Origin of the sequence: Flavobacterium sp. (assembly GCF_024710485.1) — a bacterium.
In the GTDB taxonomy this organism is placed as follows: domain Bacteria; phylum Bacteroidota; class Bacteroidia; order Flavobacteriales; family Flavobacteriaceae; genus Flavobacterium.
This window is the reverse complement of record NZ_JANJUQ010000007.1, coordinates 128,945-144,447: the sequence shown is the minus strand read 5'-3', so window position 1 is coordinate 144,447 and position 15,503 is coordinate 128,945. Positions and strand designations below refer to the sequence as shown.

Genomic DNA, 15,503 nt, shown 5'->3' with positions numbered 1-15,503 from the left:
CTCCGAAAAACATTGTTTTTCGGAGTTTTGACAATATACATAAATTTGAATTTATCCGTTTCCGCTTCCGGCTCTTTGTTTTATGTCTTCAGCACCACCGGTTCTTCGAGGTTGCGAGTTTCCGTTTCCGAAATTATAGGTAAAAGTCAGCATAACATTTCTGGAATCACGAGAAACCGCAAACCTTTCTGTATAATTGGTAAAAGTGTTCGAAGCTTTGATGTTGTTCGTAAAAAACAGGTCGTTAACTGCTAAACGCAAAGTGGCTTTTTCGAATTTTTTCTGTACACCCAAGTTCAAGAACCACACCGGTTTTAAATCCAGGAAGGCATAAATCTGATTGCCTCTGTAGTTGGCTGAAAGTTCGCCTGAATATCCGTTTCCGAATTTAAAGTTATTGGTGGTGTTGAAATCGTAGGCAAAATTACTTTGGCTATTTAATGCAGTCCCGGAAACATTTCCGGAGAAGGAATTCAAGTTAAAATTCAACGAGTTGTTGTTGGTCCACCATTTTGTAATCTCAAACGGAACTATGGCATTCAATCCCCAAGTGGTTACGGTGTTCAAATTTTTATTGGTTTGAACCGTTTGCTGATTGTTCCCTTCTGAAGGCATAATTACTTGGGTAATGTTGTTGGCCGTTTGTGAATAGCTTAGTGTTGTATAGACTTTTTTATTTAGTACGTGTGTCAACTCGAAGGAATTTGTGGTTTGCGGACTCAAATACGGATTTCCTTCTTCGTAGGTTGTAGGATCCAAAAAGAATTTAAACGGATTCAACTGATCGTAGCTCGGTCTGGTAATTCTTCGGCTGTAATTGAACTCCAAACTGTGTTTTTCACTAATGGTGTAGCCTACAAATGCACTTGGAAAAAGTTGGGTGTAGTTGTTTTTGAAAGATTGGTCGCCTACGCGCTGTTCTCCGTCGATGTTCGTGTTTTCAACGCGTAAACCCAAATTGGTTTTCCATTTTCCGAATTCTTTAGAAGCAATTAAATACGCCGCATTGATGTTTTCTTTATAGATAAAATGATTGCTTTTGGTTTCATCCAACACCGGATTACCCGAACTCCAGTCGTAAAAAGTAAGTTCGTTATCCGATTTGACATAAGTAGATTTTAATCCGGATTCGAGTTTTACTTTGTTTTTGAAGGTCGTAGTGAAATCGGTTTTAAGCCCTATTATGTTCAAATCACCTTTGATATTTCCCTCCAAAATGTAAGGATTTTGGAATTCTGCACCGTCCAAATCATAGTAACGCGTGGTAAAGTCCTGGTCGTTTCGGTTGCCGTAATTGGCCCAATCGAAATCAGTGTTGAGTTCAGTGCCTAAAGTGTCGATTTTGACTTTATGATTTAAATTTACGGCATAATTTTTCCACTGGTTGTTGGCCTTGTTTTTAGTTTCAAAGTTTGATGCTAAAGTATTGGTGTTGTCGAGAACATCCGACACATTGCTGCCTGTTGGATTGAATTTGTTGTTCACCACGTTTGCTAAAAGACTAAAAGAGTGTTTATCGTTGACTAAATAATCAACACCGAATCGCCCGGTATGGTTTCTCAGTTGGATTTTGAGAAAATTATTTTGATCGTATGCGCCGGTAAACGTATTGTCTTCGTAAAACTTACGGTCTAATCTTAAGTCATTAAAGCCTTCGCGATACGCAAAGCCGTAGTTTCCGTGAATATTCCATTTTTCTGTGCGATGGTTCAAGGTAACATTGTTGCCGTTTTTGAAATACCTTCCGGCGCCGTTGGATAGCGAAATACTACCGTTACTGCCTTTTCTTTTACTTTTTTTCATCTTGATATTGATGATGGCAGTACCCGCTGCATCGTATTTTGATCCCGGATTGGTGATGAATTCAATCTTGTCAATGCTTTCCGCAGGAATACCTCGTAGGTAATCGGCTAAGTTGGAACCAGACATTTGTGTAGGCTTTCCGTCAATTTGAATCTGTATGCCCGATTTTCCTCTCAGACTGATATTGTCGTTGTTGTCGATGGCTACACTCGGTGCTTTTTCCAATAGTTCGAAGGCTGTACTGCCCGAAGAGCCAATGGCGCTGTCAACATTCATAATCATTTTCCCGTCTTGTCGTTCGATAAATTTTTTTGACGAAGTAATGACTACTTCTTTTAAACTTTCGGAAGAAATAGCCAATTCAATTTCGGGAATTGTATAATCGGAAGTCGCGCTGAACGATGCTCCGTTGTGAAGGGTTTTGCCGTTTTCTTCAACGGTTACGTAGTACCTTCCTGGCGAAATGTTTTCAAAAACAAATTTCCCCGTTTGGTCTGTAGCCTCAGTTTTGATTAACTGTTCGTTTTCTTTAGCATACAGAAAAACCAGAAGGTTTTCCGGGGAAATAGTGCCCGTTTTTTTCAGTTGCCCTGTAATAGTGATTTTCTGGTTTTGGGCAAAAGCTGATTGATGACCATTGAGCCAAATAAGCCCAATGAAAATTAAGATTGATTTCATGTTACTGTTCGTTTTAATTGATTGATTGTGATTGATGATGATTGTTTTGATTACATAGCTATGGACAATTTTCTATGATTTTAGTTAAGGTTTGATTCATATTTTGTAAGGCAGTTTCGCTGATGCCATCCAAGGCCACTCGACGGTTTTGATTCACTAAACTCTGAACGCTTTGGATGATATTTTTCCCTTCTTCGGTAACTTCTAAATTGGTTTTTCTTCTATCGGTTTCGTGGATATTTCTGCTCAAATAACCTAATTGAACCAAAATCTCAATGATTCGGGTTACTGAAGCGTTGTCTTTAAAAACCAAAGAGGCTATCTCTTGTTGCGGCATCCCCGGATTTTCTAAAATGGCTTTGATTACCAACCATTGGTCTACGGAGATTTTATAGCCCGAAGCTTTGAGCTGTTTTTGGGCAAACATCCGATAGGACCGAATGGCTTTGTCTATTTTATAGAAAATGATATCGTCTAACTTTTCCATATTCGAGTTGTTTAGTGAACAAAAATATAAATGATTTATCAATAATTGACATATCAAATAAAAATTAACAAAAAATTAGCAGCAATACTTTTTAAGGCGTTAATGGAATTAGGATTAGGGATGATTAAAAAAGCGCCTCACATGAAAATACTTCTTTCAATCGCACACCTTTCTCTGTCTTTTCAACTGTGATGATTGGGTTGTGTGCATCGTGTTCCAGCCATAAGAAATAGTTGTTTTGCGCCGCCGCATTTAAAAACTTTGCTTTTTCAGGCATTGTTAAAAGCGGTCGGGTGTCATAACCCATTACGTATGGTAAAGGCAAATGTCCGGCAGTTGGAATCAAATCGGCACAAAAAACGATGGTTTTATCTTGGTATTGTATGTGCGGAATCATCATTTTTTCGGTGTGACCGTCAACATAAAATATCCCGAAACCCAATTCTTTCGAAATTCCGAAATCGCCTTCCGGCCTTTTAATAAAGTTCAGTTGACCGCTTTCTTGCATCGGCAAAATATTTTCGGAAAGGAAAGAAGCTTTCTCACGCGCATTGGGTTTTGTCGCCCATTCCCAGTGGTTGTCGTTGGTCCAGAATTTGGCATTTTTGAAAGCAACTTCGTAACCGGTTTTGGCGGCATTCCAATTCACACTACCACCGCAATGGTCAAAGTGCAAATGCGTCATAAAAACATCGGTCACATCATCGCGATGAAAACCGTATCGGGCTAGAGAACCATCTAGAGTAAAATCGCCCCAAAGTGAATAATACCCGAAAAACTTCTCCGACTGTTTGTTGCCCATGCCGGTGTCAATTAAAATCAAACGGTTGCCGTCTTCAATCAGCATGCAACGGGCTGCAATATCAATCAAATTATTGGCATCTGCAGGATTGGTTTTGTTCCAAATCGTTTTCGGAACCACGCCAAACATAGCGCCGCCATCCAACTTAAAGTTTCCGGCTTCTATAGGATATATTTTCATAGGTTGAGGTTTGTGACAAATTTACAGAATAAAAAATCATTTTTTTCTATCCGTACATTAGTTATAAAAATGTTACCAATTGTAGTAGGAATAGATATTTGTGTTAAATTTGCACATTAATTTAGACAAAATCAAAATAAGATGATTAAAGTATCGGATACAGCAAGTAAAAAAATCGTCGAAATGATGCAGGAAGACGGTTTTGATGCGACCCAAGATTACGTTCGCGTGGGCGTAAAAAGTGGTGGTTGTTCGGGTTTGTCTTATGAGTTAAAATTCGACAAAGCAATAGGCGAAAATGACAAAGTTTTCGAAGACAATAATGTGAAAATAGCCGTTGAAAAAAAATCGTTCTTGTACTTAGCCGGAACCATTTTGGAATTTTCCGGAGGCTTGAACGGTAAAGGCTTTGTTTTTAATAATCCCAACGCAAGCCGAACCTGTGGTTGCGGTGAATCATTCTCATTATAGAACACTATCATGGCAAAATATACGGAAGACGACTTAAAAGTCGAACTCGAAACTAAAGAATACGAATACGGATTTTATACCGAATTAGAATCGGAGACTTTTCCTGTTGGCCTAAACGAAGACATTGTAAGAGCTATTTCTCAGAAAAAAGGCGAGCCGCAATGGATGACTGATTGGCGCATTGAAGCTTTCAGAGCTTGGCAGGAAATGACTGAACCGGAATGGGCCAATGTACATTACGAAAAACCCGATTTTCAGGCCATTTCCTATTATTCGGCACCGAAAAAAGCGGATCCTAATAAAACCTTGGACGATGTAGACCCGGAACTTTTAGCGATGTACAAAAAGCTGGGTATTTCTATCGATGAACAGAAAAAAATGAACAACATCGCCATGGACATCGTGGTCGATTCGGTTTCGGTGGCGACAACTTTTAAAAAGACCTTGGCCGAAAAAGGTATCATTTTCATGAGTATTTCCGAAGCTATTAAAGAGCATCCGGAATTGGTTCGCCAATACCTTGGAACGGTTGTGCCGCAAAAAGATAATTTTTACGCAGCACTAAACTCGGCGGTTTTCTCCGACGGTAGTTTTTGCTACATACCGAAAGGCGTTCGTTGTCCCATGGAATTGTCAACCTATTTCCGTATCAACCAAGCAGGAACCGGTCAGTTCGAAAGAACTTTAGTCATTGCCGATGAAGGCAGTTATGTTTCTTACTTAGAGGGCTGTACAGCGCCAAGTCGAGACGAAAACCAATTGCACGCAGCGGTAGTGGAATTGATTGCTTTAGACGATGCTGAAATCAAATATTCCACTGTTCAAAACTGGTATCCCGGAAACAAAGAAGGCAAAGGCGGTGTGTATAATTTTGTAACCAAAAGAGGCTTGTGCGAGAAAAATGCCAAAATCTCTTGGACGCAAGTAGAAACCGGTTCTGCCGTAACTTGGAAGTATCCGTCTTGTGTGTTAAAAGGCGATAATTCGATAGGCGAATTTTACTCGATTGCCGTAACCAATAACTTCCAACAAGCCGATACCGGAACTAAAATGATCCATTTGGGTAAAAACACCAAATCGACTATCATCTCCAAAGGAATCTCGGCCGGAAAATCACAAAACAGTTACCGAGGTTTGGTGCAAATTGGCGCTCGTGCCGAGAATGCGCGTAACTTCTCCCAATGTGACTCATTGTTGATGGGAAATAATTGTGGCGCACACACGTTTCCGTACATCGAAAGTAAAAATACTACTGCCAAAATAGAACACGAAGCCACGACTTCTAAAATCGGAGAAGATCAAGTGTTTTATTGCAACCAACGCGGGATTCCAACCGAGAAAGCGATTGCGTTAATTGTAAACGGTTTCAGTAAAGACGTCTTGAACAAACTACCCATGGAATTTGCCGTAGAAGCACAAAAATTATTGGAGATTTCACTCGAAGGTTCCGTCGGATAAAAACTTAAATGAACTTACATTCCTTAAATGGTTTTAAAATAAAAGTATAAAATGTTAAAAATTAGCAATCTACACGCTTCAGTTGAAGATAAAGACATATTAAAAGGCATTAATTTAGAAATTAAAGCCGGAGAAGTGCATGCCATTATGGGACCAAATGGTGCCGGAAAAAGCACGCTTTCTTCCATCATTGCCGGTAATGAAAATTACGAAGTATCCGAAGGCGAAATCCTCTTAGAAGGGGAAGATATCTCCGAATTGGCTCCGGAAGAAAGAGCACACAAAGGTGTTTTCTTGTCGTTCCAATATCCGGTAGAAATTCCTGGTGTTTCGGTGACTAACTTCATCAAAACAGCCATTAACGAAAAAAGAAAAGCCAACAATCAAGAGGAAATGCCGGCCAACGAAATGCTGAAACTCATCCGCGAAAAATCGGAATTGCTGGAAATGGACCGCAAGTTTTTATCACGTTCGCTAAACGAAGGTTTCTCGGGCGGTGAAAAGAAGCGTAATGAAATCTTCCAAATGGCCATGTTAGAGCCAAAATTAGCCATCCTCGACGAAACCGATTCTGGACTAGATATCGACGCTTTAAGAATTGTAGCTAACGGCGTTAATAAATTAAAAAACGAAAACAACGCGGTACTGGTTATCACGCACTACCAACGTTTGTTAGATTATATTGTACCCGATTTTGTTCACGTTTTAATGGACGGTAAAATCGTAAAAACCGGTGGCGCCGACTTAGCGTTGGAATTAGAGGAAAAAGGATACGATTGGATTAAAAATGAATTGAATTAGTTTACAGTCTCAGTCACAGTTTACAGCAACTGCGACTGGATACTGCGACTGAATACTGATAATTATGGAATTAAAAGAAAAACTCATTTCGTCTTTCATGGCTTTCGAAGAACAAATCGATGTTCATTCGGATTTGCATGATATTAGGACGGCCGCAATAAAAAACTTTGAACACAAAGGTTTCCCTACTAAAAAAGAGGAAGCTTGGAAATACACCTCGCTGAATTCGGTTTTGAAAAACGACTATTCGGTATTTCCAAAACACGAAAATGCTATTGAGTTTGCCGAAGTTAAAAAGTACTTCCTACACGAGATTGATACTTATAAAGTGATTTTTGTTGACGGTAAGTTTACTTCGTTTTTATCGGCCACAACGCATGATGGAATTGATGTTTGTTTGATGTCATCGGCTTTAAACAAACCCAAATACAAAATGGTAATTGATGAATATTTCAACAAAATCGCCAGTAAAGACGAAAGTTTGACCAGTTTGAATACGGCTTTTGCTAATGAAGGTGCTTACATCAATATTCCGAAAAGCAAAGTAGTAGAAAAACCCATCGAAATCATCTATTTTTCTACCGGAAAAGAAAATGCGTTGATGTTGCAACCCCGTAATTTGGTTATCGTAGGCGAAAATGCGCACGTGCAAATCATCGAAAGACACCAAAGCTTAAACGAAAACCCGGTACTGACGAATTCAGTAACCGAGATTTTTGCCCAAAAACGCGCTATCGTGGATTACTATAAAATCCAAAACGATTTGCAATCGGCTAACTTGATTGACAACACCTATATTTCCCAAAAGCAGGAAAGCCGAGTTTCGGTTCACACGTTTTCTTTTGGTGGTAACATCACGAGAAACAATTTGAACTTCTACCATTTTGGCGAAAGAATCGATTCTACGCTTAAAGGCATTACCATCATAGGCGACAAGCAACACGTGGATCATTACACTTTAGTGCATCACGCCAAGCCCAATTGCGAAAGCCACCAAAACTACAAAACCATCTTGGCCGATAGTGCAACAGGCGTTTTCAATGGTAAAATTTACGTGGAAAAAGAAGCGCAAAAAACCGATGCTTTCCAACAAAACAACAATATTTTGCTGGGCGACAAAGCCACAATTAACGCTAAACCGCAATTGGAAATTTTTGCCGACGACGTCAAATGTTCCCACGGTTGTACCATCGGGCAGTTAGATGAAACGGCTATGTTTTACATGCAACAACGCGGCATTCCTAAGAAAGAAGCCAAAGCATTGCTCATGTACGCCTTTTCCAATGAGGTCATCGAAAGCATCAAAATACCGGAATTAAAACAAAGAATCACCAAAATTATCGCCACGAAATTAGGCGTGAACTTAGGGTTTGATTTGTAGTTTTAACCGCAAAGTTCGCTAAGAAATACACAAAGGGCGCTAAAGTTGTTAATTACACTTTGCGCCCTTTCTCTTTTTTAACTTTGCGTTCTTTGCGTTTAAATTATTTCTTTATGGATAAAATAATATCTCTTAAAAACCCATTAAAATCAAATTCCTCACTCAACCCCATACGAACCACTACCAAGTCGTGACTCGGGAAAATAGCTACCATTTGTCCTTGGTAACCGCTGCAGTAAAACATATCTCGCGGTACATCCGGGAATTTTCCGCCGGCATTTAACCAAAATTGCGCACCGTATTGACCGTTAGAAGTATTGGTTGGCGTGGCCACGTATTTCGCCCAACTCGGGTCAAATAGTTGTGCTCCGTTCCAATTGCCTTGGTTTAAATAGAGTAATCCAAACTTGGCCCAATCGCGCGCCGAAGCCCAACCATAGGACGAACCTACAAAGTTTCCAACCATGTCAACTTCCACTAAAGCTGAGTCCATGCCAATTTTATCCAACAAACTGCTGTACCAAAAATCCAAATATTCCTGGTGTGTTTTGAATTGTTGGCGCAATATACCCGACAACAAATTCGTAGTGCCCGACGAGTAATTCCACGACGCATTCGGTTTGCCTACTAAAGGTTTGTCAATTTGCGATTGGGTCATATCTTCTGCCGTAAACAACATTTTGGTCACATCGGAAATCTTGCCGTAATCTTCATCCCATTCCAAGCCCGAATTCATGTGCAGCAAATCGTTAATCGTAATTTTAGCGCGCTCGTCGTTTTTCCAAGCGGCAATCGGAGCAGGTTTAGTAATATCGATCTTCCCTTGTTTTTGCAGTATGCCAAAGTAAGTCGCCGTCAAACTTTTGGTCATCGACCAACCTAAAATTTTAGAAGTTGCTCTAAATCCGGCACCATATTTCTCAGCCACCAAACGGCCTTTGTACAATACTACTACGGCGCGGGTTCTTTTGTTCTTTTCGCCCTCTTTGTCAAAGGCTTCTTCTACAGTTTTTTGCAATTGGAACGCATCTAATTCGGCAAAACTGGTATCTACCGGATTGCTGTTCCCATAAGGATAAGGCAAATCGCTTTGGGATAAACTTCGTTTCGGAACGTTATAAGGTTTGGTAACATCAAAATCGTCGTTGATTAACGTGGCGCCCAATCCTTCGCGGTAAATGGCTTTGCGCGCTTTTAATCCGTATACTTTTGACAAGACGCTTTTTTCATTTTCATCTATTGTATTGGTAGCCCAATCGACTTTGTCAATGTCGTTGTCACCCTGTTGTATGGTTTCCAAAGTTCGGTCATCAATAAAATATCCGGATGCCACACTCTTAGCCGAAAAACCGGTGATGATGTCCAATTGCGGATAAATTTCGATGCGCAAATAAACCAAGACAAGCAGCAATAAAACGGCAAAAACTTTCAGAAACTTTTTCATGGGAATTAATTTTGAAGCAATTTATAAAATTTGAGTCATATAAGTAATTTAAGCTTCTATTTCTTATATGTCTTATAGGGTTCAAAATCATAAAATATTAATATTTGTTTAGCAAATAACCAACTCATTTTAACTACTTTTGTATTTAGAATTTTTCTAAATAATACCATGTTAGACCTCCAAAAAATCAGAGCCGATTTCCCGATACTTTCTCAAAAAGTAAACGGTAAACCGCTCGTTTATTTTGACAACGGCGCCACCTCGCAAAAGCCACAAGTAGTGATTGATGCGATTGCCCAATATTACCAAGAAATCAATGCTAACATTCACCGCGGCGTCCATACCCTAAGTCAATTGGCTACCGATGCCTATGAAGTCTCTCGCGGTAAAATCCAAAACCATATCAACGCCAAACACGCCCATGAAGTCATTTTTACTTCCGGAACTACTCACGGTATTAACGCTGTTGCTAATGGTTTTGCCTCGCTGTTAAAAGTTGGCGATGAAGTATTGGTTTCGGCTTTGGAACACCATAGCAATATTGTGCCGTGGCAAATGCTATGCGAAAGAACCGGCGCCACGCTGAAAGTCATTCCCATGAATGAAAAAGGAGAATTGATACAGGCTGAATACGATACATTGCTTTCAGACAAAACCAAAATCGTAACCGTAAATCATATTTCAAACGCTTTGGGCACCATCAACCCTGTAAAGGAAATGATTGCCAAAGCGCACCAAGTTGGCGCTGCTGTTTTAATCGATGGCGCTCAAGCCACACCACATTTAAAACCCGATGTACAAGATTTAGACTGTGATTTCTACGTGTTTTCCGGTCATAAAATTTGCGGGCCAACCGGAACGGGAATTCTCTACGGTAAAGAAGATTGGCTTCGAAAATTGCCACCCTATCAAGGCGGCGGCGAAATGATAGCCACCGTAAGTTTCGAAAAGACCACTTATGCCGATTTGCCACACAAGTTTGAAGCAGGAACACCCAACATAGCCGGAGGTATTGTTTTGGGAACCGCAGTAGATTATTTAAACAGCATCGGATTTGACCATATCGCACAATACGAACACGAATTGTTGGTATACGCTACCGAAAAATTATCCGCCATAAACGGTTTGAAAATTTACGGAACGGCGGAACATAAAACTTCCGTAATTTCGTTTAACATCGAAGGCATACATCCCTACGACATTGGCACAATTATCGATAAGTTAGGCATAGCGGTGCGCACCGGACATCATTGCGCCCAACCTATCATGGATTATTTCAAGATTCCGGGCACGATTAGAGCGAGTTTCGCTTTTTACAACACCAAGGAAGAAATTGATGCTATGGTCGAGGCGGTTAAAAAGGCCAAAATGATGTTGAGTTAAATTTTTAGGAGCTATTTCCGGCTGTCCGCTGTATCTTTTTTAATTTGACAAATTAAAAAAGGATGCCGCTGCCATCCGGGCTAAACAACAAAACTATGAAAACAATAACCATGATTTTTTTGACACTTTTCCTATCGAAAAGCTGTACTAACGAGGCGCAAAACGATTTAACCAATACGACCCTTCAGTACACGGCCAACACCAGAGGATTTTATCAAAAAGTGGTCATTATGAATCAAAAGATAACGGTTTCTCGCGACCGAAACGGAAGCAAGTTACCGGAGGAAATCAATATCTCAGATGCTGATTGGGCTGAATTGGTAAAGGCTTTCAGTAAAATCAATTTAGAAGAGATTCCAAATTTGAAAGATCCAACGCAAAAAAGGTTTTACGACGGTGCTGCAATTGCCAACTTAAAAATCAGATACCAAGACCAAGATTATGTATCTCCTGATTTTGATCACGGTCATCCGCCGGCTGAAATCGAAAAATTAGTCAATAAAATTGTAGCTTTGGCCAAAGAGAAAGAAGAATGAGCATTAAAGAAATACAAGACGAAATCGTAGACGAATTTTCCATGTTTGACGACTGGATGCAACGCTACGAATACATCATCGAATTAGGGAAATCATTGCCTTTAATCGAAGAACAATACAAAACCGACGACAACATTATCCAAGGTTGTCAATCTAAAGTTTGGGTACATGCCGAACTAGATGGCGATAAAGTAGTTTTTACAGCCGATAGTGATGCGATTTTAACCAAAGGCATCATCGCTATTTTAATTCGGGCTTTTTCCAATCAAAAAGCATCGGCTATATTAGAAGCCAATACCGATTTTATAGACGAAATCGGACTCAAAGAACATTTATCACCCACACGAGCTAACGGCTTAGTGTCAATGATTAAAAAACTGAAAATGTATGCTTTGGCATTCAATGCAAAAAATTAAAAAACAATGGAAGAATTTAAAGACGATATCAATTTAGGCGAAAACGTAGTCAAAGTACTCAAAGGCATTTACGATCCCGAAATTCCGGTAGACATTTACGAATTAGGGTTAATCTACGACGTGATGATTAACGAAGACAATGAAGTAAAGGTTTTGATGACCTTAACCTCGCCGAACTGTCCGGTAGCCGAGACTTTACCGCGCGAAGTGGAAGAAAAAATCACCAAAATCGAAGCCGTAAAATCTTGCGAAGTGGAAATTACTTTTGATCCGCCATGGAGCAAAGATTTAATGAGTGAAGAAGCTAAATTAGAATTAGGAATGTTATAAAAAGTCATCAGTCACAGTCGCAGTTTTCAGATAACTGCGACTGTGACTGCGACTGTAAACTAAAAAGATGGACGAAATCATCAACAGAGTAGCCAACTCCGCACTCGAAGTTTTCGATTTGGAGGATTATTATCCTGTTGGCACTCGCACGCAAATTGATCTTTCGCAATGGCTGTTGGAAGGTTTTTTACTGAAAGAAAAAGATTTTCGGGAAGCCTTAAAAAATCATGATTGGTCACAATACCAAAATCATTTTGTAGCCATTTATTGTTCCACCGATGCCATTGTGCCGGCATGGGCTACCATTTTAGTTACAACTTATTTGACGCCGTTTGCTAAAAAAGTAGTTTTAGGTACTATAGCCGATTTGAATACCGCTTTGTATCAGGAAATTTTACCAACGCTGGATTATACTATGTATCAGGATAAACCGGTTATCATTAAAGGTTGTTCCAAAAAACCGGTCCCGGAAAGTGCTTACATTATGGCCGTTCAGAGACTTCAACCTTTTGCCAAAAGTATCATGTACGGCGAAGCTTGCTCGGCCGTGCCACTCTATAAAAAAGCCAAATAGAATCATTTGAAATAGCCGCGAGGAACCTTACCTTTGCGGCAAATTTTTTTAATTATGCAAAAGACAACACTTCGCTTAACCTTTGCCGCTGTATTGATGGCAAGTATTACCCAAGCTCAAGTCAGTGAAAAAGAACTATTAAAAAAGACCGAAGAAACCATTTCCAAAATCCACGAAGAAAAACCAAACGGTTGGGAGAAAAAAGGCGTGTTTACCTTTTTAGCCAACCAAGCTAGTTTTGACAATTGGTTGGCCGGTGGTCAAACTAGTATTTCCGGGAATATGGGTGTGAAATATGACTTCAATTACAAAAGCGATACTTGGACCTGGGACAATAAGTTGAATGCCAATTATGGTTTAACTAAAATTTCAGGACAGGATTTGCGCAAAACCGACGACCGATTTGAATTCAACTCTTTGTTAGGTAAAAAAGCTTCGGGCGAATGGTATTACTCGTTCTTCTTTAACTTTAAAACCCAATTTGATTCCGGTTTTGATCCGGCCAACAGTTCGGTTAAAATTTCACATTTCCTCTCGCCTACTTTTACGCAGTTTGGTCCCGGTATGATGTGGAAAAAGAGCGATAATTTAAAGATTAACGTAGCACCGGCGACTTCCAAAGTAATTATGGTGCACAAGCATTTTACTGATCTTGGACCGGCTTTTGGTGTGGCGCAAGGACAAAACTCGCGTTACGAGTTTGGAGCCGCGGTGAACGCTTATTATAAGTTCAACATTATGGAAAATGTGACGGCGGAAAATATTTTTAACTCCTACACCAACTATTTACAAGATCCGTATAATATTGATATCGATTATACCTTGAATATTGTCATGAAAGTCAATAAATATTTGACTACCAATTTTGCCTTCCAAACCATTTATGACGACAATGCCTTTTCAGGCTTTCAAACCCGTCAGGTTATTGGGGTCGGCGTGAATTACGGATTCTAATAAAAAAAACAGCATAAAAAAAGCGCCGAATTTCGGCGCTTTTTTGTTTTATCGGAAAGCCTGTTCTAAGTCGGCTAACAAATCGTCTATGTCTTCTACACCAACGCTTAAACGCACTAAGTCGTCGGTGATGCCCACTTCTTTGCGTTTGTCTTCCGGAATCGAAGCGTGTGTCATCAAAGCCGGATGATTCGCCAACGATTCTACACCGCCTAATGATTCGGCTAAAGTGAATACTTTTACCTTTTCTAAGAACGCTATAGCGTCTTCTTTTTTACCCGATTTGAAGGTAAAGGAAACCATACCGCCAAAACCACTCATTTGTTTTTTAGCAATAGCATGAAACGGATGATCCGGTAATCCGGGATAGAATACTTTGTCCACTTCAGGATGATTGGCCAAAAAGTTAGCTACTTTTTCCCCGTTTTCACAGTGTCTTTGTACACGCAAATGCAAGGTTTTGATACCGCGCAATACCAAGAAACTGTCCATTGGCCCTAAGGTTCCACCGGTAGCAAATTGTTTGAAATGTAACTCATCGCCCAATGCTTTGTCTTTGATGATTAAAGCACCGGCAATCACATCACTGTGTCCGCCCAAATATTTAGTAGCGGAATGCATCACGATATCGGCACCTAAATCTAAGGGTTTTTGCAAATACGGTGTAGCAAAAGTGTTGTCTACGGCAAATAAAATGTTGTGTTTTTTGGTGATTTTGGCAATTTCCGCAATGTCGGCCAATTTCATCAACGGATTGGTAGGGGTTTCTACCCAAACCAATTTGGTGTTTTCGTTGATTAACGACTGGAGTTTGTCTAAATCGGTCATGTCTACAAAGTGGAATTTGATGCCGCTGTTGTTGTACAAACGGGTAAATAAACGATAGGTTCCGCCGTACAAATCGTCCATCGCGATGATTTCGTCACCGGCTTTGAACATACGCAATAGGCAGTCGGTTGCTGCTAATCCTGAAGCGAAAGCCAAACCGCGTGCGCCGCCTTCGATACTGGCTAAAGCATCTTCTAAGGCTTGACGGGTTGGATTGGCGGCACGAGAATATTCGTAATCGCCTACGGGTTTCCCCGGAGAAACTTGGGCGTACGTTGAGGTTTGAAATACCGGCGGCATTACCGCTCCGGTGACTGTTTCATGGTGTTGGTTACCATGTATGACTTTGGTATTAAATTTCATTTGAGTTTCAATTAGATTACAAAGGTACTTTTTTTTCGTTTTTTAATAGCCCGGATAGGAGTGAAAATCCTTTTCCTGAAAAGGAAAAGATTGTAACGTATAGCCGGATTGGCTCCTAAATAAACTTACGGATGTTCATCATAAAACCCATGTGCAAGGCTTCGTGATAATTGTTGAATTGGATGGCTTCTTCGGTTGAGGCCAAATGAAATCCGGTTCCGGTGGTGTATTCGTTGTAACCGGTAAATTTTCCGGCAGCGTAATCGGATCGGGTTTGTTCCATCAATGAAATCAACAATCCTTTGAGTTCATCTACTTCTGCTTGTGTAGTTTGTCCGGTAGGCTTAGAGCCGTTTTTGTAAGTGTTGGTCATTTCCTCGGAAACGTTCACCGGCAAACCCGAAAGGCGATACACCAAACCCTGTTGCGCCACGATGATATGGCCTAAATTCCAAATTAAGTTATTGCTGAAACCATCGGGAATTTTGTTGAGCTGTTCCAACGAATAATTGTTGATTAGCTTCAAGTACAAGTGTCGGTTGGTTTCCCAGATTTTAAATGATGCGTCCATAATTTTTTTTGATAAAAATACGAATTTGCCAAGCCATAACCAC

General features: G+C 40.2%; 16 protein-coding genes. 10 read left to right on the top strand and 6 right to left on the bottom strand.

Annotated elements, in window-relative coordinates; all coding sequences use genetic code 11:
• Positions 1-51: 51 nt before the first annotated feature.
• The 3 genes from Q0M21_RS01715 to Q0M21_RS01705 form a co-directional block, all read right to left on the bottom strand.
• Positions 52-2,481, bottom strand: coding sequence for an outer membrane beta-barrel family protein (locus tag Q0M21_RS01715; protein ID WP_295333827.1), 2,430 nt, complete (start codon positions 2,479-2,481; stop codon positions 52-54).
• A gap of 58 nt (positions 2,482-2,539) precedes the next feature.
• A complete protein-coding gene (locus tag Q0M21_RS01710; RefSeq protein WP_295333823.1) occupies positions 2,540-2,968 on the bottom strand; it encodes a MarR family transcriptional regulator in 429 nt (142 codons plus the stop codon).
• 124 nt (positions 2,969-3,092) lie between these two features.
• Positions 3,093-3,950, bottom strand: coding sequence for an MBL fold metallo-hydrolase (locus Q0M21_RS01705; protein WP_295333820.1), 858 nt, complete (start codon positions 3,948-3,950; stop codon positions 3,093-3,095).
• Between the two features lie 141 nt (positions 3,951-4,091).
• Between Q0M21_RS01705 and Q0M21_RS01700 the strand changes: the two genes are divergently transcribed.
• The 4 genes from Q0M21_RS01700 to sufD all read left to right on the top strand — a co-directional run bounded on the left by Q0M21_RS01700 (position 4,092) and on the right by sufD (position 8,061).
• The gene (locus tag Q0M21_RS01700; protein WP_295333817.1) at positions 4,092-4,421 is read left to right on the top strand and encodes an iron-sulfur cluster assembly accessory protein; all 330 of its coding nucleotides are present in this window, start codon (positions 4,092-4,094) and stop codon (positions 4,419-4,421) included.
• A gap of 9 nt (positions 4,422-4,430) precedes the next feature.
• Positions 4,431-5,879, top strand: coding sequence for a Fe-S cluster assembly protein SufB (gene sufB, locus Q0M21_RS01695; RefSeq protein WP_295333814.1), 1,449 nt, complete (start codon positions 4,431-4,433; stop codon positions 5,877-5,879).
• Positions 5,880-5,930: 51 nt separating this feature from the next.
• Positions 5,931-6,680, top strand: a complete 750-nt coding sequence (gene sufC, locus Q0M21_RS01690; RefSeq protein ID WP_295333811.1) for a Fe-S cluster assembly ATPase SufC — start codon at positions 5,931-5,933, stop codon at positions 6,678-6,680.
• A 64-nt stretch (positions 6,681-6,744) separates the two neighbouring features.
• A complete protein-coding gene (sufD, locus tag Q0M21_RS01685; protein WP_295333808.1) occupies positions 6,745-8,061 on the top strand; it encodes a Fe-S cluster assembly protein SufD in 1,317 nt (438 codons plus the stop codon).
• Between the two features lie 103 nt (positions 8,062-8,164).
• On the opposite strand, the gene Q0M21_RS01680 is transcribed toward sufD, so the two are convergent.
• Complete coding sequence (locus tag Q0M21_RS01680; protein ID WP_295333805.1) at positions 8,165-9,505, bottom strand: serine hydrolase; 1,341 nt, start codon at positions 9,503-9,505, stop codon at positions 8,165-8,167.
• A 168-nt stretch (positions 9,506-9,673) separates the two neighbouring features.
• Between Q0M21_RS01680 and Q0M21_RS01675 the strand changes: the two genes are divergently transcribed.
• From Q0M21_RS01675 to Q0M21_RS01650, 6 genes are all read left to right on the top strand, one after another.
• Positions 9,674-10,888, top strand: a complete 1,215-nt coding sequence (locus Q0M21_RS01675) for an aminotransferase class V-fold PLP-dependent enzyme (protein ID WP_295333802.1) — start codon at positions 9,674-9,676, stop codon at positions 10,886-10,888.
• Positions 10,889-10,983: 95 nt separating this feature from the next.
• Positions 10,984-11,424 (top strand): hypothetical protein, encoded by a 441-nt coding sequence (locus tag Q0M21_RS01670; protein ID WP_295333798.1) that lies wholly within the window; start codon positions 10,984-10,986, stop codon positions 11,422-11,424.
• Positions 11,421-11,840: a SufE family protein gene (locus Q0M21_RS01665; RefSeq protein ID WP_295333796.1), complete on the top strand. Its 420-nt coding sequence runs from the start codon at positions 11,421-11,423 to the stop codon at positions 11,838-11,840. The genes Q0M21_RS01670 and Q0M21_RS01665 overlap by 4 nt, the downstream gene beginning before the upstream one ends.
• 6 nt (positions 11,841-11,846) lie before the next feature.
• Entirely contained in the window at positions 11,847-12,170 is a 324-nt protein-coding gene (locus Q0M21_RS01660) for an SUF system Fe-S cluster assembly protein (protein ID WP_171221308.1), read from the top strand.
• Positions 12,171-12,237: 67 nt separating this feature from the next.
• Positions 12,238-12,744 carry a DUF2480 family protein gene (locus tag Q0M21_RS01655; protein WP_295333792.1) on the top strand — a complete coding sequence of 169 codons (507 nt, stop codon included), beginning with the start codon at positions 12,238-12,240 and terminating at the stop codon, positions 12,742-12,744.
• Positions 12,745-12,798: 54 nt separating this feature from the next.
• Complete coding sequence (locus tag Q0M21_RS01650; protein WP_295333790.1) at positions 12,799-13,698, top strand: DUF3078 domain-containing protein; 900 nt, start codon at positions 12,799-12,801, stop codon at positions 13,696-13,698.
• A 48-nt stretch (positions 13,699-13,746) separates the two neighbouring features.
• Here the strand turns inward: Q0M21_RS01650 and Q0M21_RS01645 are convergent, their stop codons facing one another.
• Together Q0M21_RS01645 and Q0M21_RS01640 are read right to left on the bottom strand one after the other, a co-directional pair.
• Positions 13,747-14,889: a cystathionine gamma-synthase gene (locus Q0M21_RS01645; protein ID WP_295333788.1), complete on the bottom strand. Its 1,143-nt coding sequence runs from the start codon at positions 14,887-14,889 to the stop codon at positions 13,747-13,749.
• A gap of 115 nt (positions 14,890-15,004) precedes the next feature.
• Positions 15,005-15,460: a DinB family protein gene (locus Q0M21_RS01640; RefSeq protein WP_295333785.1), complete on the bottom strand. Its 456-nt coding sequence runs from the start codon at positions 15,458-15,460 to the stop codon at positions 15,005-15,007.
• Between the last annotated feature and the right edge of the window lie 43 nt (positions 15,461-15,503).